Raw genomic sequence first — 22,852 nt, forward strand, 5'->3', positions numbered from 1 at the left:
AAGGTCCCGGGGGTCCGTACCCGCAGGTAGGTACGGGCCCCCGGGCCCGCCCGGGCGGCATATCGGAACCATCCGGACGCGCTCGATGTCACCTCGGCGCCCCCGGGGAGGTAGGGTCGTAACCGGTCGGGGACATCCCATACAACTCGCCGGCGTCGAGAAACCCGGCGTACCTAACGAGGAGATCGGTTCGTGACGATCCGCGTAGGCATCAACGGCTTTGGCCGCATCGGGCGCAACTACTTCCGCGCGCTCCTTGAACAGGGTGCAGACATCGAGATCGTGGCTGTCAACGACCTTGGTGACACCGCGACCACTGCCCACCTCCTGAAGTACGACACGATTCTGGGTCGTCTCAAGGCCGAGGTGACCCACACCGCCGACACCATCACGGTCGACGGCCACACCATCAAGGTGCTCTCCGAGCGCAACCCGGCCGACATCCCGTGGGGTCAGCTGGGCGTCGACATCGTCATCGAGTCGACCGGCATCTTCACCAAGAAGGCCGACGCCGAGAAGCACATCGCGGGTGGCGCCAAGAAGGTCCTCATCTCGGCTCCGGCCAAGGACGAGGACATCACCATCGTGATGGGCGTCAACCAGGACAAGTACGAGCCGGCGAACCACCACGTCATCTCCAACGCCTCCTGCACCACCAACTGCGTGGCGCCGATGGCCAAGGTGCTCGACGAGAACTTCGGCATCGTCAAGGGCCTGATGACGACGGTCCACGCGTACACCAACGACCAGCGCATCCTGGACTTCCCGCACTCGGACCTGCGTCGCGCCCGCGCCGCCGCCGAGAACATCATCCCGACCACGACCGGTGCCGCGAAGGCGACCGCCCTGGTCCTCCCGCAGCTCAAGGGCAAGCTCGACGGCATCGCGATGCGCGTGCCGGTCCCGACCGGTTCGGCCACCGACCTCGTCGTGGAGCTGCAGCGCGAGGTCACCAAGGACGAGGTCAACGCCGCGTTCAAGAAGGCCGCCGACGACGGCGACCTCAAGGGCATCCTCTACTACACCGAGGACCCGATCGTGTCCTCGGACATCGTGAGCGACCCGGCCTCCTGCACCTTCGACTCCTCCCTGACCATGGTCCAGGAGGGCAAGTCGGTGAAGATCCTGGGCTGGTACGACAACGAGTGGGGCTACTCCAACCGCCTCGTCGACCTGACCGTCTTCGTCGGCGGCCAGCTCTGACCTCGGTCCGGTAGGCACCTGATGTGAGCTACAGGGCTCGGGCAGCGCAATGACGCGCTGTACGGGCCCTGTCGCCTGTCCAGACCGTCCGTCTCGTACCTTTCAAGGAGTCACCCTTAAATGAAGACGATCGACGAACTTCTCGCCGAAGGGGTCGCCGGCAAGCGGGTATTCGTCCGCGCCGACCTCAACGTGCCGCTGGCCGACGGCCTCATCACCGACGACGGCCGCATCCGCGCGGTGCTGCCCACCGTCAAGGCGCTCGTCGCCGCCGACGCGAAGGTCGTCGTGGCCTCGCACCTGGGCCGCCCCAAGGGTGCCCCGGACCCGCAGTTCTCGCTGCTCCCCGCCGCCGAGCGGCTCGCCGAACTCCTGGGCGCCCCGGTCGCGTTCGCCCAGGACACCGTCGGCCCCGCCGCCCACGACGCGGTCAACGGGCTGCAGCCCGGCCAGGTCGCGGTCATCGAGAACCTGCGCTTCAACGCCGGTGAGACGGCCAAGGACGACGCCGAGCGCGGCGAGTTCGCCGACCAGCTCGCCGCCCTCGCCGACGTGTACGTCGGCGACGGCTTCGGAGCCGTGCACCGCAAGCACGCCTCCGTCTTCGACCTTCCGGCGCGGCTGCCGCACTACGCGGGCTACCTCATCGCCACCGAGGTCGGCGTCCTGAAGAAGCTCACCGAGGACGTCAAGCGCCCTTACACCGTCGTGCTCGGCGGCGCCAAGGTCTCCGACAAGCTCGCCGTCATCGACGAGCTGCTCGGCAAGGCCGACCGCCTGCTGATCGGCGGCGGCATGGCGTACACCTTCCTGAAGGCCCAGGGGCACGAGGTCGGCATCTCCCTCCTCCAGGAGGACCAGATCCCGGTCGTCCAGGAGTACATGAAGCGCGCCGCGGAGACCGGCGTCGAGCTGGTGCTCCCGGTCGACGTGCTCGTCTCCAAGGACTTCCCCGACCTGAAGACCAAGGCCCCGGCCGACTTCGAGACGGTCGACGCGGACAAGATCCCCGCGGACAAGGAGGGCCTGGACATCGGCCCCAAGTCCCGCGAGCTGTTCGCCTCGAAGATCACCGACGCCGAGACCGTCTTCTGGAACGGCCCGGTCGGCGTCGCCGAGCACCCCGACTACGCCGGTGGCACCACCGCCATCGCGCAGGCCCTGCTCGACAGCAAGGGCTTCACCGTGGTCGGCGGTGGCGACTCCGCCGCCGCCGTCCGCAACCTGGGCTTCGACGAGTCGAAGTTCGGTCACATCTCGACCGGTGGCGGCGCGAGCCTCGAGTACCTCGAGGGCAAGACGCTTCCCGGCCTCGCCGCACTGGAGGACTGAACACCCGTGAGCACCCGTACCCCGCTGATGGCGGGCAACTGGAAGATGAACCTCAACCACCTCGAGGCCATCGCGCACGTCCAGAAGCTCGCCTTCGCCCTGGCCGACAAGGACTACGACGCCGTCGAGGTCGCGGTCCTGCCGCCCTTCGTCGACCTGCGTTCCGTGCAGACCCTCGTCGACGGCGACAAGCTCAAGATCAAGTACGGCGCCCAGGACATCTCGGCGCACGAGTCCGGTGCCTACACCGGCGAGATCTCGGGCCCGATGCTGGCCAAGCTGAAGTGCACCTACGTCGCCGTGGGCCACTCCGAGCGCCGGCAGTACCACGCCGAGACCGACGAGATCTGCAACGCCAAGGTGAAGGCCGCCTACCAGCACGGCCTGACGCCGATCCTCTGCATCGGCGAGGGCCTCGACGTCCGCAAGGCCGGCCAGCAGGTCCCCTACACGCTGGCCCAGCTCGACGGCGGCCTCAAGGACGTCCCCGCGGAGCAGGCCGAGTCCATCGTGATCGCGTACGAGCCGGTGTGGGCGATCGGCACCGGTGAGGTCGCCACCCCCGAGGACGCGCAGGAGGTGTGCGGTGCCATCCGCGCGCGCCTGGCCGAGCTGTACTCGCAGGAGCTCGCCGACAAGGTGCGCATCCAGTACGGCGGCTCGGTGAAGTCCGGGAACGTCGCCGCGATCATGGCCCAGCCCGACGTGGACGGCGCCCTGGTCGGCGGTGCCGCACTGGACGCCGACGAGTTCGTCAAGATCGTCCGCTTCCGCGACCAGTAAGTATGCGGTAGCGCGGATCCGTCGTACCCTTGCGGGGGCCGGACAGGGATTGTGCATGTCCCCCCGGCCCCCGTCGCCATATCAGTCCTAGGAAGTTGGTCCAGCCGTGATTGTCGGGTTCTCGATTGCCCTGATCGTCTTCAGCCTGCTGCTGATGCTGCTGGTGCTGATGCACAAGGGAAAGGGTGGCGGCCTCTCCGACATGTTCGGCGGTGGCATGCAGTCCTCCGTCGGCGGCTCCTCGGTCGCCGAGCGCAACCTCGACCGCATCACCATCGTGGTCGGTCTGTTGTGGTTCGCGTGCATTGTCGTACTTGGTCTGCTGATGAAGCTCAAGTAAGCCGTCGTCGTTCGGCGTTTCGGGGGTGGGGTGTAACTCCAATCACTGGACGCGCGTTGGGCCTTACGTAGACTGGGGCATCTTCGAGCACCATCACGCAGGGAGTTACGACCGTGGCAAGTGGCAACGCGATCCGGGGAAGCCGGGTCGGAGCGGGGCCGATGGGGGAGGCCGAGCGGGGCGAGTCCGCGCCGCGCCTCCGCATCTCCTTCTGGTGCTCGAACGGGCACGAGACGCAGCCGAGCTTCGCCAGTGACGCACAGGTTCCGGAGACGTGGGACTGCCCGCGCTGCGGATTCCCCGCAGGACAGGACCGGGACAACCCGCCGGACCCGCCGCGCACCGAGCCGTACAAGACGCACCTGGCGTACGTACGGGAACGGCGCAGCGACGCGGACGGCGAAGCGATCCTCGCCGAGGCGCTCGCCAAGCTCCGGGGCGAGATCTGACAGTTGAAGGGCCCAGAGGGTGAACTCGGTTCATCCACAGGGCCCTTCGGTGCATCCGGGCCCGGCGCCGCCCGCCGTGCGGGGCGCACGGCCGGGCCGGAGGCGATTGTCAGTGGTGCCCTCTACCTTGTGAAGCAGCCGATCACGAGGGGGAGTTGTGGCAGCAGTGCAGGCCCTGGAGGGCGCGTCGGCCACGCCAGCCTGGCGCGGGGGATTCGGCAGGCTGTGGACGGCGGCGGTCGTCAGCCGTTTCGGTGACTCCCTGCGCACCGCCGCCCTGCCCCTCCTCGCCACCGGCCTCACCACCGACCCGCTCCCCATCGCGCTCGTCACCGCCTGCGGATACCTGCCCTGGCTGCTGTTCGGCCTGCTCGGCGGGGCGATCGCCGACCGGGTGGACCAGCGCCGCGCCATGTGGGCCGTGGACCTGGTGCGCGGCGCCCTGGTCGCCGCCTTCGCCCTGGCCGTGGGCGCCGGCCACGCCTCCATGGCCCTGCTCATAGCGCTCGCCTTCGCGCTCACCACCCTCCAGACCCTCTTCGACAACGCGGCCACCGCCCTGCTGCCCTCGCTCGTGCCCAGCGCCGCGCTGGGCAGTGCGAACGCCCGTCTGATGACCGGACAGCAGATAGCGGGCGGATTCCTCGCGGCGCCGCTGGTGCCGGTGCTCCTGGCCCTGTCGGCCGCGGCGCCGTACGGGGTCGACGCGGCCAGCTATGTGCTCGCCGCCGGGCTCGTCGCCTCGCTGCGCGTCGACGCCCCGCGGAGCGCGGCCCGGAAGGCCGGGGCCACGCTGCGGGCGGAGATCGCCGAGGGGCTGCGGGCGCTGTGGGCCGACCGGGCGCTGCGCGGACTGTGCGCGGCCACCACCGTGTGCAACCTCGGCATGGGCGCCCTCATCGCCACCCTGGTCCTGCACGTCACCGGCTGGCTGCACGCCGGGCACGGCGGCTATGCCGCGACCATCACGGCGTACGGGGGCGGGAGCGTGGTCGGCGGGCTGATCGCCCAGCGGTGTGCGCGGCGGCTCGGGCGCATACGTGGCGTGCTGGTCGCCGGGGCCGTCCAGGCCTGCTGCCTGGCGGCCGTGGGCACGGTCCGCGCGCTCGGGGTGACGGTCGCCGCCATGGCGCTCTTCGGGGTCATGGGGATGGTGTGGAACGTGAACCTGACGACGCTGATGCAGGAGCGCGCGCCGGAGGCGATGCTGGGACGGGTGAGCGCGGCGTTCCGCACGCTGGCCGTGGCGGGCGCACCGCTGGGCGCCCTGGCGGGCGGCGCGGCGGCGGCGTCCTGGGGCCTCAACACCCCGGCCCTGCTGGCGTCCGGCTTGTTCCTTGCCGCGGTCGTCGCGCTGATTCCTGCCCGCACCGCCTGATCAATTAGGTTGGAGGGGCAGCGGGGCAGGTACGCAAGTACGAGAAGAAGTGGGCTGATGTCGGAGATGAACGCAGGAAGCCGTACCAGGCTCAACCAGATGCCCGAGTGGATCGCACTGGGCAAGCACCGGGAGCAGTTGGGCGACACCCATCTGCGGGAGCTGTTCGCCGCCGAGCCCGGCCGCGGCACCGATTACACCCTGCAGGTCGGCGATCTCTATCTCGACTACTCCAAGCACCTGGTGACCGGCGAGACCCTCGCGCTCCTGCGCGAGCTGGCCGCGGCCGCCGATGTCGCCGGGCTGCGGGACGCCATGTTCCGCGGCGAGAAGATCAACACCACCGAGGACCGGGCGGTGCTGCACACCGCGCTGCGCGCCCCGCGGGACGCGGTGATCGAGGTCGACGGCGAGAACGTGGTGCCCGAGGTGCACGCCGTCCTCGACAAGATGGCCGGGTTCTCCGAGAAGATCCGCTCGGGCGAGTGGACCGGTCACACCGGCAAGCGCATCAAGAACGTCGTCAACATCGGCATCGGTGGCTCCGACCTCGGTCCCGCGATGGCGTACGAGGTCCTGCGGTCGTTCACCGACCGGGAGTTGACGGTCCGGTTCGTCTCCAACGTGGACGGCGCCGACCTCCACGAGGCGGTCCGTGACCTGGACGCGGCCGAGACGCTGTTCATCATCGCGTCCAAGACGTTCACCACCATCGAGACCATCACCAACGCCACGTCGGCGCGCGACTGGCTGCTCTCGGAGCTGAGGGCCGGTCAGGACGCCGTCGCCAAGCACTTCGTGGCCCTGTCGACCAACGCCGACAAGGTCGCCGAGTTCGGCATCGACACGGCCAACATGTTCGGGTTCTGGGACTGGGTCGGCGGCCGCTACTCGTTCGACTCGGCCATCGGCCTCTCGCTCATGATCGCCGTGGGAGCCGACCGGTTCCGCGAGATGCTGGACGGCTTCCACCTGGTCGACGAGCACTTCCGCACGGCCCCCGCGGAGTCCAACGCGCCTTTGCTGCTCGGCCTGTTGGGCGTGTGGTACGGCGCCTTCTTCGACGCCCAGTCGCACGCGGTGCTGCCGTACTCGCACTACCTGTCCAAGTTCACCGCGTACCTCCAGCAGCTGGACATGGAGTCCAACGGCAAGTCCGTGGACCGCGACGGCAACCCGGTCGAGTGGCAGACGGGGCCGGTCGTGTGGGGCACGCCGGGCACCAACGGGCAGCACGCGTACTACCAGTTGATCCACCAGGGCACCAAGGTCATCCCGGCCGACTTCATCGGCTTCGCCGAGCCGGTCGCCGATCTGCTGCCGGGCCTGGTCGCCCAGCACGACCTCCTGATGGCCAACTTCTTCGCCCAGACGCAGGCGCTGGCCTTCGGCAAGACGCCGGACGAGGTGCGCGCGGAGGGCGTGCCCGAGGAGCTCGTGCCGCACAAGACGTTCCGGGGCAACCACCCCACCACCACGATCCTCGCCAAGGAGCTGACCCCCTCGGTCCTCGGCCAGCTGATCGCCCTGTACGAACACAAGGTGTTCGTCCAGGGAGCCATCTGGAACATCGACTCCTTCGACCAGTGGGGTGTCGAGCTCGGCAAGGTCCTCGCCAAGCGCGTCGAGCCCGCCCTGACCGAGGGTGCGGACGTGCCGGGTCTGGACGCGTCGAGCAAGGCCCTGGTCGCCAAGTACCGGTCGCTGCGCGGCCGTTGATCCCCAGGCGGCGGAAGGCCGCCCTTACAGCACTCCGGCCCGGTCCCACCCCCGAGGGGGCGGGCCGGGCCGGTTGCCGTGGCGGGTGGCGTCAGGGGGACGCCGGGGGGTACAGCGAGCGCGGCAGCTGGGACGCGGCAGCCGCGTCCAGGAGCCACAGGGTGCGGGCCCGGCCGTAGGCGCCGGCCGCCGGGGCCTGCACCTCGCCGGCGCCCGACAGGGCCACCGCCGCGGCGTGCGCCTTGTCCTCGCCCGCCGCGAGCAGCCAGACCTCACGCGCCGCCCGGATGGCCGGGAGGGTGAGCGAGATCCGGGTGGGCGGCGGCTTGGGCGCGCCGTGCACCCCGACGACCATCCGCTCGGTCTCCCGCACCGCGGGCAACTCCGGGAAGAGGGACGCCACATGGGTGTCCGGGCCGACGCCCAGCATCAGCACGTCGAACCTCGGCACGGGGCCGTGGTCCTCGGGCCCCGCCGCCGCGGCGAGCTCCGCCGCGTAGGCGGCGGCCGCCGCGTCCGCGTCGTTGCCGTACGCCCCGCCCGAGGCGGGCATCGCGTGCACCCGCTTCGGGTCCAGCGGCACCGCGTCGAGCAGCGCGGCACGCGCCTGCGTGTAGTTCCGCTCCGGGTCGTCCTCGGGCACGAAACGCTCGTCGCCCCACCACAGGTCCAGGCGCGACCAGTCGATCGCGTCCCGGGCCGGAGAGGAGGCCAGCGCCGCGAGGAGCCCGTTGCCGTTGCGGCCGCCCGTGAGGACCACGGACGCCGAGCCGCGGGCGGCCTGGGCGTCCACGACCTTCGTGATGAGGCGGGCCGCCGCGGCCTGGGCCATCAGCTCCTTGTCGCGGTGGACGACGAGCTGCGGCGTGCTCACTTGGCGGCTGCCTTCTTGGCCGGCGCCGCCTTCTTGGCGGGAGCGGGCTTGGCCTCCGCGTCGGCGTCGGCGGCCGGGGCGGTCTTGGCCTCCACCGACTCGCCGAGCCGGTCCACGCCGAACTTCAGCGCGGACGCGTAGGTGTCGTCCGGGTCGAGGCGGCGCAGTTCCTCCGCGATGAGCTCGGAGGTCTCGCGGCGCTTGAGCGCCACCGCCCGGTCCGGCTGGCCCTGCATGGACAGGGTCGCCAGCGAGCCGTCGGCGCGGTCCAGGACGATCGGGCCGCAGTCCGTCTCCATGCGAACGGCGGTCAGGCCCGGGCCGGTCGACAAGGAGCGCTTGACCGGCACGTTCAGCCGGTCGGCGAGCCACATCCCGAGCAGTTCGCAGCTCGGGTTGAACTCCTCGCCCTCCACCTCGACGCTCGTGACCTTGCAGGCCACCTGGTCGAGGGCCGCGGCCAGCATCGAGCGCCAGGGCGTGATGCGGGTCCACGACAGGTCGGTGTCGCCGGGGGTGTAGGCCTCGGCGCGGGCGGTCAGGTCCCGTATGGGCTGCTCGGCCGCGTAGGTGTCGGTGACGCGGCGCTGGGCGAGCGCGCCCAGCGGGTCCTGCGCCGGGTCGATCGGCGCGTTCACCGGCCACCAGACGACGACCGGCGCGTCCGGCAGGAGCAGCGGCAGGACCACCGACTGGGCGTGGTTGAGCACCTCGCCGTACAGCCGCAGGACCACCGTCTCGCCGGTGCCCGCGTCCGCGCCCACCCGTACCTCGGCGTCGAGGCGCGAGGTGGTGCGGTCGCGGGGCGAGCGCGAGACCCGCTTGATGACCACGAGGGTGCGCGAGGGGTGCTCGCGCGAGGCGTCGCTGGCGGCGCGCAGGGCGTCGTAGGCGTTCTCCTCGTCGGTGACGATGACGAGGGTGAGCACCATGCCGACGGCGGGGGTGCCGATGGCCCGGCGGCCCTGGACCAGCGCCTTGTTGATCTTGCTGGCCGTGGTGTCCGTAAGGTCGATCTTCATGGGCGACGCCAGCTCCGTCCGTCTCGTGCGAGCATTTCGTCCGCCTCGTCCGGGCCCCAGGTCCCCGACGGGTACTGGGCGGGCTTGCCGTGCTTGTCCCAGTACTGCTCGATCGGGTCGAGGATCTTCCAGGACAGCTCGACCTCCTCCACGCGCGGGAAGAGGTTGGAGTCGCCGAGCAGGACGTCCAGGATGAGGCGTTCGTAGGCCTCGGGGCTCGACTCCGTGAACGACTCGCCGTAGGCGAAGTCCATGGAGACGTCCCGGACCTCCATCGAGGTGCCCGGCACCTTCGAGCCGAAGCGCACGGTCACGCCCTCGTCCGGCTGCACCCGGATGACCAGGGCGTTCTGGCCCAGCTCCTCCGTGGCGGTGTGGTCGAAGGGGGAGTGCGGGGCGCGCTGGAAGACCACCGCGATCTCCGTGACGCGCCGGCCGAGGCGCTTGCCGGTGCGCAGGTAGAACGGGACGCCCGCCCAGCGGCGGTTGTCGATCTCCAGCTTGATGGCGGCGTAGGTGTCGGTCTTCGACTTGGGGTCGATGCCGTCTTCCTGGAGGTAGCCGACGGCCTTCTCGCCGCCCTGCCACCCGGCCGCGTACTGGGCGCGGACGGTGTCCTTGCCGAGGTCCTTGGGCAGCCGCACGGCGCCGAGCACCTTGGTCTTCTCGGCCGCGAGCGCGTCCGCGTCGAAGGAGGCGGGCTCCTCCATCGCGGTGAGCGCCATCAGCTGGAGCAGGTGGTTCTGGATGACGTCACGGGCCGCGCCGATGCCGTCGTAGTAGCCGGCCCGGCCGCCGATGCCGATGTCCTCGGCCATCGTGATCTGCACGTGGTCGACGTAGGAGCGGTTCCACAGCGGCTCGAACATGGTGTTCGCGAACCGCAGGGCCAGGATGTTCTGAACGGTCTCCTTGCCCAGGTAGTGGTCGATCCTGAAGACCTCGTTGGGCGGGAAGACCTCGTGGACGACCTGGTTGAGCTCCTTGGCGGAGACCAGGTCGTGGCCGAAGGGCTTCTCGATGACCGCGCGGCGCCAGGAGCCGTTCTTCTGGTCGGCGAGCCCGTGCTTCTTGAGCTGCTGGACGACCTTGGGGAAGAACTTGGGCGGCACCGACAGGTAGAAGGCGAAGTTGCCGCCCGTGCCCTGCGCCTTGTCGAGCTCCTGGATCGTCGACTTCAGCGTCTCGAACGCCTCGTCGTCGTCGAAGTCGCCCTGGACGAAGCGCATCCCCTGGATGAGCTGCTGCCAGACCTCCTCGCGGAACGGCGTACGGGCGTGCGCCTTGACCGCGTCGTGGACCTCCTGTGCGAAGTCCTCGTCCTGCCACTCGCGGCGGGCGAAGCCGATCAACGAAAAGCCCGGCGGAAGCAGACCCCGGTTGGCGAGGTCGTAGACGGCGGGCATCAACTTTTTACGGGACAAATCACCCGTGACGCCGAAAATCACCAGACCCGACGGCCCCGCGATGCGCGGGAGCCGTCGGTCTGCGGCGTCACGAAGCGGGTTCGCTTCGCGAATCGCGGTCAAGATTTACGCCTCCGAGGGTGCGAGGCGCTTGAGCTCCGCCTCGGTGGACTTGAGCAGGTCGTTCCAGGCGCCTTCGAACTTCTCCACGCCCTCGTCCTCGAGGAGCTGCACGACCTCGTCGTAGGAGATCCCCAGCTTCTCGACGGCGTCGAGGTCGGCGCGGGCCTGCTCGTAGGTGCCGGTCACCGTGTCGCCGGTGATCTGCCCGTGGTCGGCCGTGGCCTCCAGGGTGGCTTCCGGCATGGTGTTGACCGTGTTGGGCGCCACCAGGTCGTCCACGTACAGGGTGTCCTTGTACGCCTTGTCCTTGACGCCCGTCGAGGCCCACAGGGGGCGCTGCTTGTTGGCGTGCGCCTTGTCGAGCGCGGCCCAGCGGTCGGAGGCGAAGACCTCCTCGTACGCCTGGTAGGCGAGCCGCGCGTTGGCCAGACCGGCCTTGCCGCGGGCGGCCTTGGCCTCGTCGGTGCCGAGCGCGTCGATCCGCTTGTCGATCTCGGTGTCCACGCGGGACACGAAGAAGGACGCCACGGAGTGGATCTTCGAGAGGTCCAGGCCGCGTTCCTTGGCCTTCTCCAGGCCGGCCAGGTAGGCGTCCATGACCTTGCGGTAGCGGTCGAGGGAGAAGATCAGCGTGACGTTGACGCTGATGCCGAGGCCGATGGTCTCGGTGATCGCCGGCAGGCCCGCCTCGGTGGCCGGGATCTTGATGAGCGTGTTCGGGCGGTCCACCAGCCACGCCAGCTGCTTGGCCTCCGCGACCGTGGCGCGGGTGTTGTGCGCCAGGCGGGGGTCGACCTCGATGGAGACCCGGCCGTCCTGGCCGTCGGTGGCGTCGAAGACCGGGCGCAGGATGTCGGCGGCGTCCCTCACGTCAGCCGTCGTGATCATGCGGATGGCTTCTTCGACGGTCACCTCGCGGGCCGCGAGGTCGGTCAGCTGGGTGTCGTAGCCGTCACCCTGGCTGATCGCCTTCTGGAAGATCGACGGGTTGGTCGTGACGCCCACCACGTGCGACTGGTCGATCAGCTCGGCCAGGTTGCCGGACGTGATCCGCTTGCGCGACAGGTCGTCGAGCCAGATCGCCACGCCTTCGTCGGAGAGGCGCTTGAGTGCGTCTGTCATGAGAATTGCATCTCCTACTAGTTCGTATACCGGCGTCAGCGCGCGGCGGCTTCGAGAGATTCCCGGGCGGCGGCGGCCACGTGGTCGGCGGTGAAGCCGAACTCCTGGAAGAGGACCTTGCCGTCGGCCGAAGCGCCGAAGTGCTCCAGCGAGACGATGCGGCCCGCGTCACCGACGTAGCGGTGCCAGGTCAGACCGATACCGGCCTCGACCGCGACCCGCGCCTTGACCGACGGCGGCAGGACGCTGTCCTTGTACGCCTGGTCCTGCTCCTCGAACCACTCGACGCACGGCATCGAGACCACGCGGGTCGGGATGCCGGCCGCCTGGAGCTGCTCGCGCGCGCCGACGGCGAGCTGGACCTCGGAGCCGGTGCCGATGAGCACGACCTGGGCGTCACCGCCTTCGGCGTCGAACAGGACGTAACCGCCCTTGGCGGCGTCCTCGTTGACCTCGTACGTCGGCACACCCTGGCGGGTCAGCACGAGGCCGTGCGGGGCCCCCTTGCCGAACACCTTGGTGTAGCGCCCGAGGATCTCGCGCCAGGCGATGGCGGTCTCGTTGGCGTCCGCGGGGCGGACGACGTTGAGGCCCGGAATGGCGCGCAGCGAGGCCAGGTGCTCCACCGGCTGGTGGGTGGGGCCGTCCTCGCCGAGACCGATCGAGTCGTGCGTCCACACGTACGTCACCGGCAGGTGCATCAGCGCGGACAGGCGCACCGCGTTGCGCATGTAGTCGGAGAACACCAGGAAGGTGCCGCCGTACACGCGGGTGTGGCCGTGCAGCGCGATGCCGTTCATCTCCGCGGCCATGGAGTGCTCGCGGATGCCGAAGTGCACGGTGCGGCCGTACGGGTCGGCCTCGGGCAGCGGGTTGCCGGCCGGCAGGAACGACGACGTCTTGTCGATGGTCGTGTTGTTCGAGCCCGCGAGGTCGGCGGAGCCGCCCCACAGCTCGGGCATGACCGCGCCGAGCGCCTGGAGGACCTTGCCGGAGGCGGCGCGGGTGGCCACGCCCTTGCCGGTCTCGAAGACCGGGAGGTGCGACTCCCAGCCCTTGGGCAGCTCGCCCGCGGTGATGCGGTCGAACTCGGCGGCGCGCTCCGGGTTGGCGGTGCGCCACGCGGCGAACGACTTCTCCCACTCGGCCTTGGCCTCACGGCCGCGGTCAAGAGCCTCGCGGGTGTGCGCGAGCACCTCGTCGGCGACCTCGAAGGACTTCTCCGGGTCGAAGCCGAGGACGCGCTTGGTGGCGGCCACCTCGTCGTCGCCCAGCGCCGAGCCGTGCGCGGCCTCGGTGTTCTGGGCGTTCGGGGCGGGCCAGGCGATGATCGAGCGCATCGCGATGAACGACGGCTTGTCGGTCACCGCCTTCGCGGCCTCGATCGCGTCGTACAGCGCCTCGGGGTCCAGGTCGCCGTCCGGCTTCGGCGCGACGCGCTGGACGTGCCAGCCGTACGCCTCGTACCGCTTGACGGTGTCCTCGGAGACGGCGGTCTCGGTGTCGCCCTCGATCGAGATGTGGTTGTCGTCCCACAAAAGGACCAGGTTGCCGAGCTTCTGGTGGCCGGCGAGCGAGGACGCCTCGGCGGAGATGCCCTCCTGGAGGCAGCCGTCGCCGGCGATCGCGAACACGAAGTGGTCGAAGGGGGAGGTGCCGGGGGCGGCCTCCGGGTCGAACAGGCCGCGCTCGTAGCGGGCGGCCATCGCCATGCCCACCGCGTTGGCGACACCCTGGCCCAGCGGGCCGGTGGTCGTCTCGACGCCGGTGGTGTGGCCGTACTCCGGGTGGCCGGGGGTCTTGGAACCCCACGTCCGGAACGCCTTCAGGTCATCCAGCTCCAGGCCGAAACCGGCCAGGTACAGCTGGATGTAGAGGGTCAGGGACGAGTGGCCCGCGGAGAGTACGAAGCGGTCGCGTCCGACCCAGTCGGCGTCCGCCGGGTCGTGCCGCATCACCTTCTGGAAGAGGGTGTACGCGGCCGGGGACAGGCTCATGGCCGTACCTGGATGGCCGTTGCCGACCTTCTGTACAGCATCCGCGGCCAGTACGCGGCCGGTGTCTACGGCCCGCTGGTCCAGCTCGGTCCACTCGAGGTCTGTGGTGGTCGGCTTGGTGCTCACCCTGAGTCAGGGCTCCTCTCCACATGTCGAATCCCGGTGACTGAGGGCGCACCGGGCGCTGTCGAGCCTACCCCTGCCGGAACGCTCATTTTTTCGACTGACTGCACGTTGAGACGGACACCTCCAGGGTGCCGGGGGCCGCTGAAATCCGCCTCCCGGCGAACCATCCCCAACACGACCCCACCCCCGGGGAGAACGGCCTATGGGCAACGTCTACAGTGGCGTGGTACGCGCAAGTCTTTACCGGGCCTTCACGTCCGGGAACGTCCCGGACCACCGGGGACTTGCTGGGAATTTCTCTGTCAGGGGTGTGCGTGACGGCCGTCGAGTCCCGACCCGCAGGGGTCATCTTGACTCCCAGCCCGGGGGGCCATCGGCCATTCGGGGCCCGCGTCAAGGCCTTCGTGATGCTGACCAAGCCGCGGATCATCGAACTGCTCCTCATCACCACCATTCCGGTGATGTTCCTGGCCGAGCAGGGCATCCCGCCGCTGTGGCTGGTGTTCGCCACCACACTGGGCGGGTACCTCTCGGCGGGCGGCGCAAACGCGCTGAACATGTACATCGACCGCGACATCGACGCGCTGATGGACCGCACCTCCCAGCGCCCGCTGGTGACCGGGATGGTCTCGCCGCGCGAGTGCCTGGTCTTCGGCATCTCGCTCGCCGTGTTCTCGACGCTCTGGTTCGGGCTCCTGGTCAACTGGCTCTCGGCGGCCCTGTCGTTGGGCGCGCTGCTCTTCTACGTCGTCGTCTACACGATGATCCTCAAGCGCCGGACCTCGCAGAACATCGTGTGGGGCGGCATCGCGGGCTGCCTGCCGGTGCTCATCGGCTGGTCCTCGGTCACGAACTCCATGTCGTGGGCGCCCATCATCCTGTTCCTCGTCATGTTCTTCTGGACGCCGCCGCACTACTACCCGCTGTCCATGAAGGTCAAGGAGGACTACGCGCGGGTCGGTGTGCCGATGCTGCCGGTCGTGGCCTCCAACAAGGTCGTGGCGCGCCACATCGTCCTCTACAGCTGGGTGATGGTCGGGGTCTCGCTGCTGCTGACCCCGCTCGGCTTCACCGGCTGGTTCTACACGGCCGTCGCGGTCCTGGCCGGCGGCTGGTGGCTGTGGGAGGCGCACGCGCTCCAGTCCCGCGCCAAGTCCGAGGCGACCGGGGCCAAGCTGAAGGAGATGCGGCTGTTCCACTGGTCGATCACGTACGTGTCGCTCCTTTTCGTGGCCGTCGCGGTGGACCCGTTCCTGCGCTGAGCGGTCCGCAGACGACGCAGACGTAACAAGAGGGGCCAGTGGCGCAAGCCACTGGCCCCTCTTGTCGCTCCCGGGGCTACCCGCTAGTAGCATCGCGGCATGGCAGACACCCAGGTTGACGAGAAGCAGGACGCCAGGGCCGAACGGCGGGCGCACAAGCTGGCCCGCCAGATCGGCTCCTTCGCCAAGGAGCACGGCGGCGCCGAGGGCCAGGTCGCGTACATCGGGCAGCGCGGCGCGCGTATCGCGCTGGTCGGCGCGGACGGCGGCTGGGGCAACCTCGTGGCCCCGAGCTACGCGATCGCCGTGAGCGCGGTCGAGAAGGCCGGGATCACCGTCCACGACGAGTTCGACGGCGAGTTCGCGGGCAAGGTGACCACCGGCCGGTACGAGTGGACCCGCATGGCCGGAATCCAGCTCGGCGGTCCGAAGAACAGCTGAGCGGCACCCGAGCAACACCGATCCGGGGCTCACCCGTTAGGAGGGGTGGAAGCGCGTCCACCACTGGGAGCCCCGGATGATCGACACCCCGACCCTGGTGGACCAGTACTGCCACGGAGTCCTGCGCACCGAGCTGGGCCTCGGCACCTTCGAGACGGCCCTCGGCCGCACCGGGACGCTGCCCGCCCCCGGCACCACGTTCTTCGACACCCAGACCGGCTTCGCGGTACGCCGCTGGTGCCCCCCGCTGCTCGGCCTTGAGCCGCACTGCGCCCCCGCCCACTACCTGGCCCGCCGCCGTGAACTCGGCGTACTGGAAGCGGGCCGGCGGCTGCTGCGGGGCTCCGGGATCTCCACCTATCTGGTGGACACCGGACTGCCGGGGGACCTCACCGCCCCGCACGAGATCGCCGCGGCGGGCGCGGCCGACGCCCACGAGATCGTCCGCCTCGAACTCCTCGCCGAGCAGGTCGCCGACACCTCGGGCACCGTCGAGTCCTTCCTCGCCAACCTCGCCGAGGCCGTGCACACCGCGGCCGCCTCCGCCGTCGCCTTCGCCTCGGTGGCGGGCGTACGCGAAGGACTCGACCCGGAGCCGCCCGGGCCGGGGGAGGTGCGGGGCGCGGCCGGGCGGTGGCTGGCGGGCCGGCGCAAGCACGGGCGCTTGGAGGACCCCGTGCTCCTGCGCCACCTGCTGTGGAGCGCGGTCGCGGCCGGGCGCCCGCTCCAGCTCCAGGTGGGCATGGCCGACCCGATGCTGCTCGCCGGATTCGCTAGCGCGACGTGCGGGCTCGGCACCGATCTGGTGCTGCTGCACGGCTATCCGTACCACCGCCAGACCGCCCACCTGGCCAGCGTCCACCCGCATGTGTACGCCGACGTGGGGCCCGCGCTGGTGCGTACCGGGGCGCGGGCGGCCGCCGTGCTCGCGGAGATCATGGAGCTGGCCCCGTTCGGGAAGCTGCTCTACTCCAGCGGCGCGCGCGGGCTGCCGGAACTGCACGTGATCGGCGCCCGGCTCTTCTCCGAGGCGCTCACCCGGGTGCTCGGCGGCTGGGTGAGCGACGGCGCCTGGTCGCGTACGGACGCGCAGCGGGTCGCCGGGATGATCGCGGCGGGCAATGCCCGCCGCGTCTACGGGCTGTCAGGCGTGGCTTAGCGCCGAGTCGGCCCGCGCCGGGACCTCGGCGGAGGTCTCCGGGCGCTCGCGCAGCGAGAGCAGCACGCGCAGCACCGCGATCCACACCAGGCAGGAGCCGAGCATGTGCAGCCCGACCAGGATCTCGGGCGTCTTCGTGAAGTACTGCACATAGCCGATCACGCCCTGGCCGAGGAGCACCACGAACAGGTCGCGGGCCCGGGCACGCGGGCCGGGGGGAGCGTCGACGGCCTTCAGGACGAACCAGAGCGCCACGGCCAGCGCGACGACGACCCAGGCGAGGTCCGCGTGCAGCTGCGTGATCATCGTCCAGTCGAGCGGGATGCGCGGCACGTCCTTGGAGTCGCCGGGGTGGCGTCCGGTGCCGGTCACGATGGTGCCGACCGCGATCAGCGCGGCCGAGGCAGCCACCAGGAGCCAGGTCAGCTGCACAACCGCCTTGCCGACCAAGGGCCTTGGGTCGCCGTCGCCCTCCTGGGCGCGCTGCCAGGTGACCACCGCGACCGCGATGAGCGCGCTGGAGAGCAGGAAGTGCGCGGCCACCGTGTACGGGTTGAGGCCGACCAGGACGACGATGCCGCCCAGCACCGCGTTGCCCATGACCACCCAGAACTGCACCCAGCCGAGCCGGGTCAGCGGACGCCGCCAGGGCTTCGCGGAGCGGGCCGCGATGATCGCCCAGCCGACCGCCGCACACAGCACGTAGGTCAGCATCCGGTTGGTGAACTCGATGACGCCGCGGAAGCCCATCTCGCTGGTGACGGTCAGGCTGTCGTCGGTGCACTTGGGCCAGGTGGGGCAGCCGAGTCCGGAGCCCGTGAGCCGGACCGCGCCGCCGGTCACCACGATGGCCACCGACATCACGAGGGCGGCGAGCGCCGCGCGCCGCACGATCCGGGGAGAGGCGGTCCAACGCTCCGCGATGTACAGGAGCGGATTGCGGGCCGCCGCGGTCACATCGGCACGGGTCACTTTCGGCATGCGCCCTATCGTAGGCGCCCGTTTGTGCATGTTTTCACGAGGGGGGTGCGCCCGGCCGTACCGGGAGGAAACTCACTCCCGGCACGGTTCCGGGTCACTCCCAGCGGAAGAACTTCGCGGCCGCGCCCAGCCCGAGCACCGTCCACACCGCGAGGATCCCGAGGTCCCCCCACGGCATCGACGCGCCGTGCTGGAGCACCGCGCGCAGCCCGTCGGAGAGCGCCGAGATGGGGAGCAGGTCCAGCACGGAGCGCGCCCCGGCGGGGAACTTGTCCATCGGCACGATGACGCCGCCCGCGACGAGCAGCAGCAGGAACACCAGGTTGGCCGCGCCCAGCGTCGCCTCGGCCTTCAGGGTGCCCGCCATCAGCAGCCCGAGCCCGGAGAACGCGGCGGTGCCGAGCACCAGCAGGAGCAGCACCGCGAGCGGGTTGCCGTGCGGGGACCAGCCGAGCGCGAAGGCGATCACCGTGAGCAGGACGACCTGGAGCACCTCGGTGACCAGCACGGCCAGCGTCTTCGAGGCCATCAGCGCCCAGCGCGGCAACGGCGTGGCGCCGAGCCGCTTGAGCACCCCGTAGCGCCGCTCGAAGCCGGTCGCGATGGCCTGGCCGGTGAACGCGGTCGACATCACGGCGAGCGCGAGGATGCCCGGCGCGAGGAAGTCCACGGACCTGCCCCGGCCCGTGTCGATGATGTCGACGGTCGAGAACAGCACGAGCAGCAGACTCGGGATGATCACGGTGAGGAGCAGCTGCTCGCCGTTGCGCAGCAGCATCCGCGTCTCCAGCGCGGCCTGCGCCCCGATCATCCGCCCGAGCGGCGCCGCGCCCGGCTTCGGTGCGTACGTACCAGCACTCATGCGCGCAGCTCCCTGCCGGTCAGCTCCAGGAAGACGTCCTCCAGCGTGTGGCGCTCGACCGAGATGCCGTCCGGCATCACACCGTGCTGCGCGCACCAGGAGGTGACGGTGGCGAGCAGCTGGGGGTCGACCGTGCCGGTGATCCGGTACGCGCCCGAGGTCAGCTCGGCCGCGGCGGTGCCGTCGGGCAGGGCCTTGAGCAGCGAGCCGAGGTCGAGGCCGGGGCGGCCGGTGAAGCGGAGCGTGTTCTCGGCGCCGCCCCTGCACAACTGCTCGGGCGAGCCCTGGGCGACGACCCGGCCCGCGTCGACGATGGCCACGTCGTCCGCGAGCGCCTCGGCCTCGTCCATGAAGTGCGTGGTCAGCACCACCGACACCCCGTCGGCGCGCAGCTCGCGCACGAGGTCCCAGGTGGCGCGGCGGGCCTGCGGGTCGAGGCCTGCGGTCGGCTCGTCGAGGAAGACCAGTTCGGGGCGGCCGACGACGGCCATCGCGAGCGCGAGGCGCTGCTGCTGGCCGCCGGAGAGCCGGCGGTAGGTGGTACGACCGCAACTGCCCAGGCCCAGGCGCTCGATGAGGGCGTCCACGTCCAGCGGGTGTGCGTGCAGCCTGGCCATGTGGCGGAGCATCTCGTCGGCGCGGGCGCCGGAGTAGACGCCGCCGGACTGGAGCATCACGCCGATCCGCGGCTTCAGCCGCTCGGCGTCGGCGATCGGGTCGAGGCCGAGGACGCGGACGGTGCCCGCGTCCGGCCTGCGGTAGCCCTCGCAGGTCTCGATGGTGGTGGTCTTGCCGGCGCCGTTGGGGCCGAGGACGGCGGTCACGGTGCCCGCGCCGACCGTGAGGTCGAGGCCGTCCACGGCGGTCTTGGGTCCGTACCGTTTGACCAGGCCCAGCACCTGGACGACGGGCTCGCTCTTCATGAACGGCAAGTCTAGGCCGGGTCCGGGGTCCCTCCGGCGCGGGGGCCCGGGTCCCGAGCAGGGGGCCATTTCCGGCCAACCCGCCCAGGCGTCGGCGGGCGGGACACGCCCGGGGCGATGGCGGATTTCCTCCCAGGGTGCGGGGCGTGCCCCGGGCTCACTCCTCGTGCGGCCGGTGCGTCGGCAGCCACCGCTCGGCTAGGCGACCGCGTCCCGGACCGGGAACAGGCGCGCGGTGGCCGCTCCCACCGCGGCGCGCGCCACGTCCTTGGCCCGGTCCCGCTCGAAGTCGGCGCCGAGCTCGTCGAAGCGGTCGCTCGTGATGGACCGGTCCTGGACGGTGAGCCACCGCCTGCCCCGGCCGGTCGTCGCCGTGAACGAGAACTCCGCCACCGGCCCCGGCACCCGGTACTCGGCGAGGTGGAAGGACGTACAGGAGTCGTAGCCCGCGCCGAGCAGCAGGACCCGGGCCCCGGCCTCCTCCAGGCGGGCCAGCGGGCTGCGCTCGCCGAGGAGGCAGTCCAGCGCGTGGCCCCCGGTGACGCGGGCCGCGGCCGGGCCGATCGCCGCGAAGGAGGTCTGGGGGTGGGCGCTGCGCAGGGCGCCGGGCCAGGTCCGCACGGTCTCCGGGACCACCCCGACGCCCCGGGACGGGGTGATCAGCGGGTCGTAGGCCGGGGTGGTGGCCCGGATCTCCTCCCACCACTCCTCGGGCACCGGGGGACGCCCCCAGTGGGAGGGGTCGGAGTTGTCCCCGGAGTGCGTGGGGACCACGAGGGTGCCCGTTTCGCCCAGCGCGTCGAGAAGAGCCCGGACCACCGTGACGGCCCCTCCGCAGACCCAGCCGAGCGACTTCAGGGAGGAGTGCACCAGGAGGGTCTCGCCGGGCCGCACGCCGAGCGCGCGCAGGTCGGCGGCGAGCGAGTCGCGCGTACACAACGGGCCGGTCACAGGCGGTGTGGGCATGGCTGGCGAGTCTCCCGCACGCTGGTCGCCGGGTCCACCGGATTGTTCGCCGGACGGCCGCCCCGAAGATCGTTTCCGCAGGTCACCTTAGGTTTGCCTAAGTGATGCAGCGCACCGCCGGTGATCCGGACGCGGGTTGTCAGGCTCTGAGGAATTACGCAACAATGGCGTTGTGAAAAACATCGGCGAGGTTCCCCAGGAGGAACTCGCGACCGGTGAGCGGTCCACCCGCAACCGTGTCGCGCGATCCATCCTGGACCACGGACCCTCGACGGTGGCGGACCTCGCCAAGCGCCTCGGCCTCACCCAGGCCGCCGTCCGCCGCCACCTCGACGCGCTCGTGGCCGACGAGGTCGTCGCACCGCGCGAACAGCGCGTCTACGGGGCGCGGACCCGTGGCCGACCGGCCAAGGTCTTCGCACTGACCGACTGCGGCCGGGACGCCTTCGAGCAGTCCTACGACAAGCTCGCCGTGGACGCCCTGCGCTGGATCGAACAGTCCGCCGGGGGCGGCGCGGCCGGCGAGGAAGCCGTCGCGGCGTTCGCCCGGGCCCGGGTCGAGGCTCAAGCAGGGGCGTACCGGAACGCGATCGAGGCCGTGGAGCCTGAGGCGCGGACCCAAGCCCTGGCCAAGGCCTTGAGCGCCGACGGGTACGCTGCTACGGCGCGCAGCGCGCCCCTGCCGCAGCGGGGTGAGCAGCTGTGCCAGCACCACTGCCCGGTCGCCCACGCCGCCGAGCGGTACCCGCAGCTGTGCGAGGCGGAGACCGAGTTCTTCTCCCGCCTCCTGGGAACGCACGTGCAGCGCCTGGCGACCATCGCCCACGGCGACGGCGTCTGCACCACGTTCATCCCGCACGGCGCGCCACCCCAGACCACACACCAGCAAGCATCTGCAAGCACGGCCGGGAGGAACCCCGCATGACTCTCCCCACGGAGACTGCCCACCCTGAGCTCGAAGGCCTGGGCACGTACGAATACGGCTGGGCCGACTCCGACGCGGCCGGCGCCGCTGCCAAGCGCGGTCTCTCCGAGGCGGTCGTGCGCGACATCTCGGAGAAGAAGAACGAGCCCGAGTGGATGCTGAAGCTGCGTCTCAAGGGCCTGCGCCTCTTCGACAAGAAGCCCATGCCGAACTGGGGCTCCGACCTCTCCGGCATCGACTTCGACAACATCAAGTACTTCGTGCGTTCCACCGAGAAGCAGGCCGCGTCCTGGGAGGACCTGCCCTCGGACATCAAGAACACGTACGACAAGCTCGGCATCCCCGAGGCGGAGAAGCAGCGCCTGGTGGCCGGTGTCGCGGCCCAGTACGAGTCCGAGGTCGTCTACCACCAGATCCGTGAGGACCTGGAGGAGCAGGGCGTCATCTTCCTCGACACCGACACCGCCCTGAAGGAGCACCCGGAGCTCTTCCAGGAGTACTTCGGCACCGTCATCCCGGTCGGCGACAACAAGTTCGCGTCGCTGAACACCGCGGTGTGGTCCGGCGGCTCGTTCATCTACGTGCCCAAGGGCGTCCACGTCGACATCCCGCTCCAGGCCTACTTCCGCATCAACACGGAGAACATGGGCCAGTTCGAGCGGACGCTGATCATCGTCGACGAGGACGCGTACGTCCACTACGTCGAGGGCTGCACCGCCCCGATCTACTCCTCGGACTCGCTGCACAGCGCCGTCGTCGAGATCATCGTGAAGAAGGGCGGCCGCTGCCGCTACACGACGATCCAGAACTGGTCGAACAACGTCTACAACCTGGTCACCAAGCGCGCCGTGGCGTACGAGGGCGCGACCATGGAGTGGATCGACGGCAACATCGGCTCCAAGGTCACCATGAAGTACCCGGCCGTCTACCTGATGGGCGAGCACGCCAAGGGCGAGACGCTCTCCATCGCCTTCGCGGGCGAGGGCCAGCACCAGGACGCCGGCTCCAAGATGGTCCACATGGCGCCGAACACCTCCTCCAACATCGTCTCCAAGTCGGTGGCGCGAGGCGGCGGCCGCACCTCCTACCGCGGTCTCGTGGAGATCGGCGAGGGCGCCCACGGCTCCAAGTCGAACGTGCTCTGCGACGCCCTGCTCGTCGACACGATCTCCCGCTCGGACACGTACCCCTACGTGGACGTCCGCGAGGACGACGCCTCCATGGGCCACGAGGCGACCGTCTCCAAGGTCTCCGAGGACCAGCTCTTCTACCTGATGAGCCGCGGTCTGACCGAGTTCGAGGCGATGGCCATGATCGTGCGCGGCTTCGTCGAGCCGATCGCCAAGGAGCTCCCGATGGAGTACGCCCTTGAGCTCAACCGGCTGATCGAGCTGCAGATGGAGGGCTCGGTCGGATAACGACCGTCCCCCGTCCGGCAGTTGAGCAGATTCTGATTCAG

The 22,852-nt window shown here is 70.4% G+C and carries 20 protein-coding genes and 1 pseudogene; 12 read left to right on the forward strand and 9 right to left on the reverse strand.

All coding sequences use genetic code 11. The annotated features are described in order from the left end of the window. Positions 1-192 precede the first annotated feature (192 nt). The 7 genes from gap to pgi all read left to right on the forward strand — a co-directional run bounded on the left by gap (position 193) and on the right by pgi (position 7,204). On the forward strand, positions 193-1,203 hold the full coding sequence (gene gap, locus AC07F3_RS28345) for a type I glyceraldehyde-3-phosphate dehydrogenase (RefSeq protein WP_398876681.1): 1,011 nt from the start codon (positions 193-195) through the stop codon (positions 1,201-1,203). A gap of 120 nt (positions 1,204-1,323) precedes the next feature. Then, complete coding sequence (locus tag AC07F3_RS28350; protein ID WP_479117253.1) at positions 1,324-2,535, forward strand: phosphoglycerate kinase; 1,212 nt, start codon at positions 1,324-1,326, stop codon at positions 2,533-2,535. 6 nt (positions 2,536-2,541) lie between these two features. Beyond that, positions 2,542-3,318 (forward strand): triose-phosphate isomerase, encoded by a 777-nt coding sequence (gene tpiA, locus AC07F3_RS28355; RefSeq protein WP_479117254.1) that lies wholly within the window; start codon positions 2,542-2,544, stop codon positions 3,316-3,318. A 106-nt stretch (positions 3,319-3,424) separates the two neighbouring features. After that, positions 3,425-3,658 (forward strand): preprotein translocase subunit SecG, encoded by a 234-nt coding sequence (secG, locus tag AC07F3_RS28360; RefSeq protein WP_100574431.1) that lies wholly within the window; start codon positions 3,425-3,427, stop codon positions 3,656-3,658. Between the two features lie 113 nt (positions 3,659-3,771). Continuing rightward, positions 3,772-4,107, forward strand: a complete 336-nt coding sequence (locus tag AC07F3_RS28365) for an RNA polymerase-binding protein RbpA (protein WP_003976875.1) — start codon at positions 3,772-3,774, stop codon at positions 4,105-4,107. A gap of 157 nt (positions 4,108-4,264) precedes the next feature. Next, positions 4,265-5,485, forward strand: coding sequence for an MFS transporter (locus AC07F3_RS28370; RefSeq protein ID WP_479117255.1), 1,221 nt, complete (start codon positions 4,265-4,267; stop codon positions 5,483-5,485). A 66-nt stretch (positions 5,486-5,551) separates the two neighbouring features. Beyond that, positions 5,552-7,204, forward strand: a complete 1,653-nt coding sequence (gene pgi, locus AC07F3_RS28375; RefSeq protein WP_479117381.1) for a glucose-6-phosphate isomerase — start codon at positions 5,552-5,554, stop codon at positions 7,202-7,204. A gap of 91 nt (positions 7,205-7,295) precedes the next feature. On the opposite strand, the gene pgl is transcribed toward pgi, so the two are convergent. From pgl to tkt, 5 genes are read right to left on the reverse strand one after another with little or no spacing between them, the layout of a single operon-like run. Next, entirely contained in the window at positions 7,296-8,078 is a 783-nt protein-coding gene (gene pgl, locus AC07F3_RS28380; protein ID WP_479117256.1) for a 6-phosphogluconolactonase, read from the reverse strand. After that, positions 8,075-9,100 (reverse strand): glucose-6-phosphate dehydrogenase assembly protein OpcA, encoded by a 1,026-nt coding sequence (gene opcA, locus AC07F3_RS28385; RefSeq protein ID WP_479117257.1) that lies wholly within the window; start codon positions 9,098-9,100, stop codon positions 8,075-8,077. Before opcA ends, pgl begins: the two co-directional genes overlap by 4 nt. Beyond that, complete coding sequence (zwf, locus tag AC07F3_RS28390) at positions 9,097-10,629, reverse strand: glucose-6-phosphate dehydrogenase (protein WP_114035872.1); 1,533 nt, start codon at positions 10,627-10,629, stop codon at positions 9,097-9,099. The genes opcA and zwf overlap by 4 nt, the downstream gene beginning before the upstream one ends. Positions 10,630-10,632: 3 nt before the next feature. Further along, positions 10,633-11,751 (reverse strand): transaldolase, encoded by a 1,119-nt coding sequence (tal, locus tag AC07F3_RS28395; protein ID WP_479117258.1) that lies wholly within the window; start codon positions 11,749-11,751, stop codon positions 10,633-10,635. A gap of 35 nt (positions 11,752-11,786) precedes the next feature. Continuing rightward, complete coding sequence (tkt, locus tag AC07F3_RS28400; protein WP_479117259.1) at positions 11,787-13,874, reverse strand: transketolase; 2,088 nt, start codon at positions 13,872-13,874, stop codon at positions 11,787-11,789. Positions 13,875-14,182: 308 nt separating this feature from the next. Here tkt and AC07F3_RS28405 point away from each other — a divergent pair, with 308 nt between their 5' ends. From AC07F3_RS28405 to AC07F3_RS28415, 3 genes are all read left to right on the forward strand, one after another. After that, the gene (locus tag AC07F3_RS28405; protein WP_479117382.1) at positions 14,183-15,136 is read left to right on the forward strand and encodes a heme o synthase; all 954 of its coding nucleotides are present in this window, start codon (positions 14,183-14,185) and stop codon (positions 15,134-15,136) included. A gap of 99 nt (positions 15,137-15,235) precedes the next feature. After that, complete coding sequence (locus AC07F3_RS28410) at positions 15,236-15,577, forward strand: hypothetical protein (protein WP_479117260.1); 342 nt, start codon at positions 15,236-15,238, stop codon at positions 15,575-15,577. Positions 15,578-15,653: 76 nt separating this feature from the next. Beyond that, positions 15,654-16,736, forward strand: coding sequence for an amidohydrolase (locus tag AC07F3_RS28415; protein WP_479117261.1), 1,083 nt, complete (start codon positions 15,654-15,656; stop codon positions 16,734-16,736). On the opposite strand, the gene AC07F3_RS28420 is transcribed toward AC07F3_RS28415, so the two are convergent. The 4 genes and pseudogenes from AC07F3_RS28420 to AC07F3_RS28435 all read right to left on the reverse strand — a co-directional run bounded on the left by AC07F3_RS28420 (position 16,722) and on the right by AC07F3_RS28435 (position 20,468). Continuing rightward, entirely contained in the window at positions 16,722-17,726 is a 1,005-nt protein-coding gene (locus AC07F3_RS28420) for a COX15/CtaA family protein (protein ID WP_479117383.1), read from the reverse strand. The genes AC07F3_RS28415 and AC07F3_RS28420 overlap by 15 nt on opposite strands. A gap of 85 nt (positions 17,727-17,811) precedes the next feature. Further along, positions 17,812-18,579, reverse strand: coding sequence for an ABC transporter permease (locus AC07F3_RS28425; protein ID WP_479117262.1), 768 nt, complete (start codon positions 18,577-18,579; stop codon positions 17,812-17,814). Continuing rightward, on the reverse strand, positions 18,576-19,502 hold the full coding sequence (locus AC07F3_RS28430) for an ABC transporter ATP-binding protein (RefSeq protein WP_479117263.1): 927 nt from the start codon (positions 19,500-19,502) through the stop codon (positions 18,576-18,578). Before AC07F3_RS28430 ends, AC07F3_RS28425 begins: the two co-directional genes overlap by 4 nt. 157 nt (positions 19,503-19,659) lie before the next feature. Then, positions 19,660-20,468 (reverse strand): annotated as a pseudogene (locus AC07F3_RS28435) (AAC(3) family N-acetyltransferase). Between the two features lie 172 nt (positions 20,469-20,640). Between AC07F3_RS28435 and AC07F3_RS28440 the strand changes: the two are divergent. Next, on the forward strand, positions 20,641-21,393 hold the full coding sequence (locus tag AC07F3_RS28440; RefSeq protein WP_479117264.1) for a helix-turn-helix transcriptional regulator: 753 nt from the start codon (positions 20,641-20,643) through the stop codon (positions 21,391-21,393). Further along, positions 21,390-22,811 carry a Fe-S cluster assembly protein SufB gene (sufB, locus tag AC07F3_RS28445; protein ID WP_479117265.1) on the forward strand — a complete coding sequence of 474 codons (1,422 nt, stop codon included), beginning with the start codon at positions 21,390-21,392 and terminating at the stop codon, positions 22,809-22,811. The genes AC07F3_RS28440 and sufB overlap by 4 nt, the downstream gene beginning before the upstream one ends. Positions 22,812-22,852: the final 41 nt, after the last annotated feature.

It is taken from the genome of Streptomyces sp. NPDC045846 (assembly GCF_056431605.1).

Coding starts and splice junctions, on each gene's coding strand:
- AC07F3_RS28350 (WP_479117253.1), top strand. CDS start 1,324: ATGAAGACGATCGACGAACTTCTCGCCGAAGGGGTCGCCGGCAAGCGG.
- pgi (WP_479117381.1), top strand. CDS start 5,552: ATGAACGCAGGAAGCCGTACCAGGCTCAACCAGATGCCCGAGTGGATC.
- opcA (WP_479117257.1), bottom strand. CDS start 9,100: ATGAAGATCGACCTTACGGACACCACGGCCAGCAAGATCAACAAGGCG.
- tal (WP_479117258.1), bottom strand. CDS start 11,751: ATGACAGACGCACTCAAGCGCCTCTCCGACGAAGGCGTGGCGATCTGG.
- AC07F3_RS28410 (WP_479117260.1), top strand. CDS start 15,236: ATGGCAGACACCCAGGTTGACGAGAAGCAGGACGCCAGGGCCGAACGG.
- AC07F3_RS28415 (WP_479117261.1), top strand. CDS start 15,654: ATGATCGACACCCCGACCCTGGTGGACCAGTACTGCCACGGAGTCCTG.
- AC07F3_RS28425 (WP_479117262.1), bottom strand. CDS start 18,579: ATGAGTGCTGGTACGTACGCACCGAAGCCGGGCGCGGCGCCGCTCGGG.
- AC07F3_RS28430 (WP_479117263.1), bottom strand. CDS start 19,502: ATGAAGAGCGAGCCCGTCGTCCAGGTGCTGGGCCTGGTCAAACGGTAC.
- sufB (WP_479117265.1), top strand. CDS start 21,390: ATGACTCTCCCCACGGAGACTGCCCACCCTGAGCTCGAAGGCCTGGGC.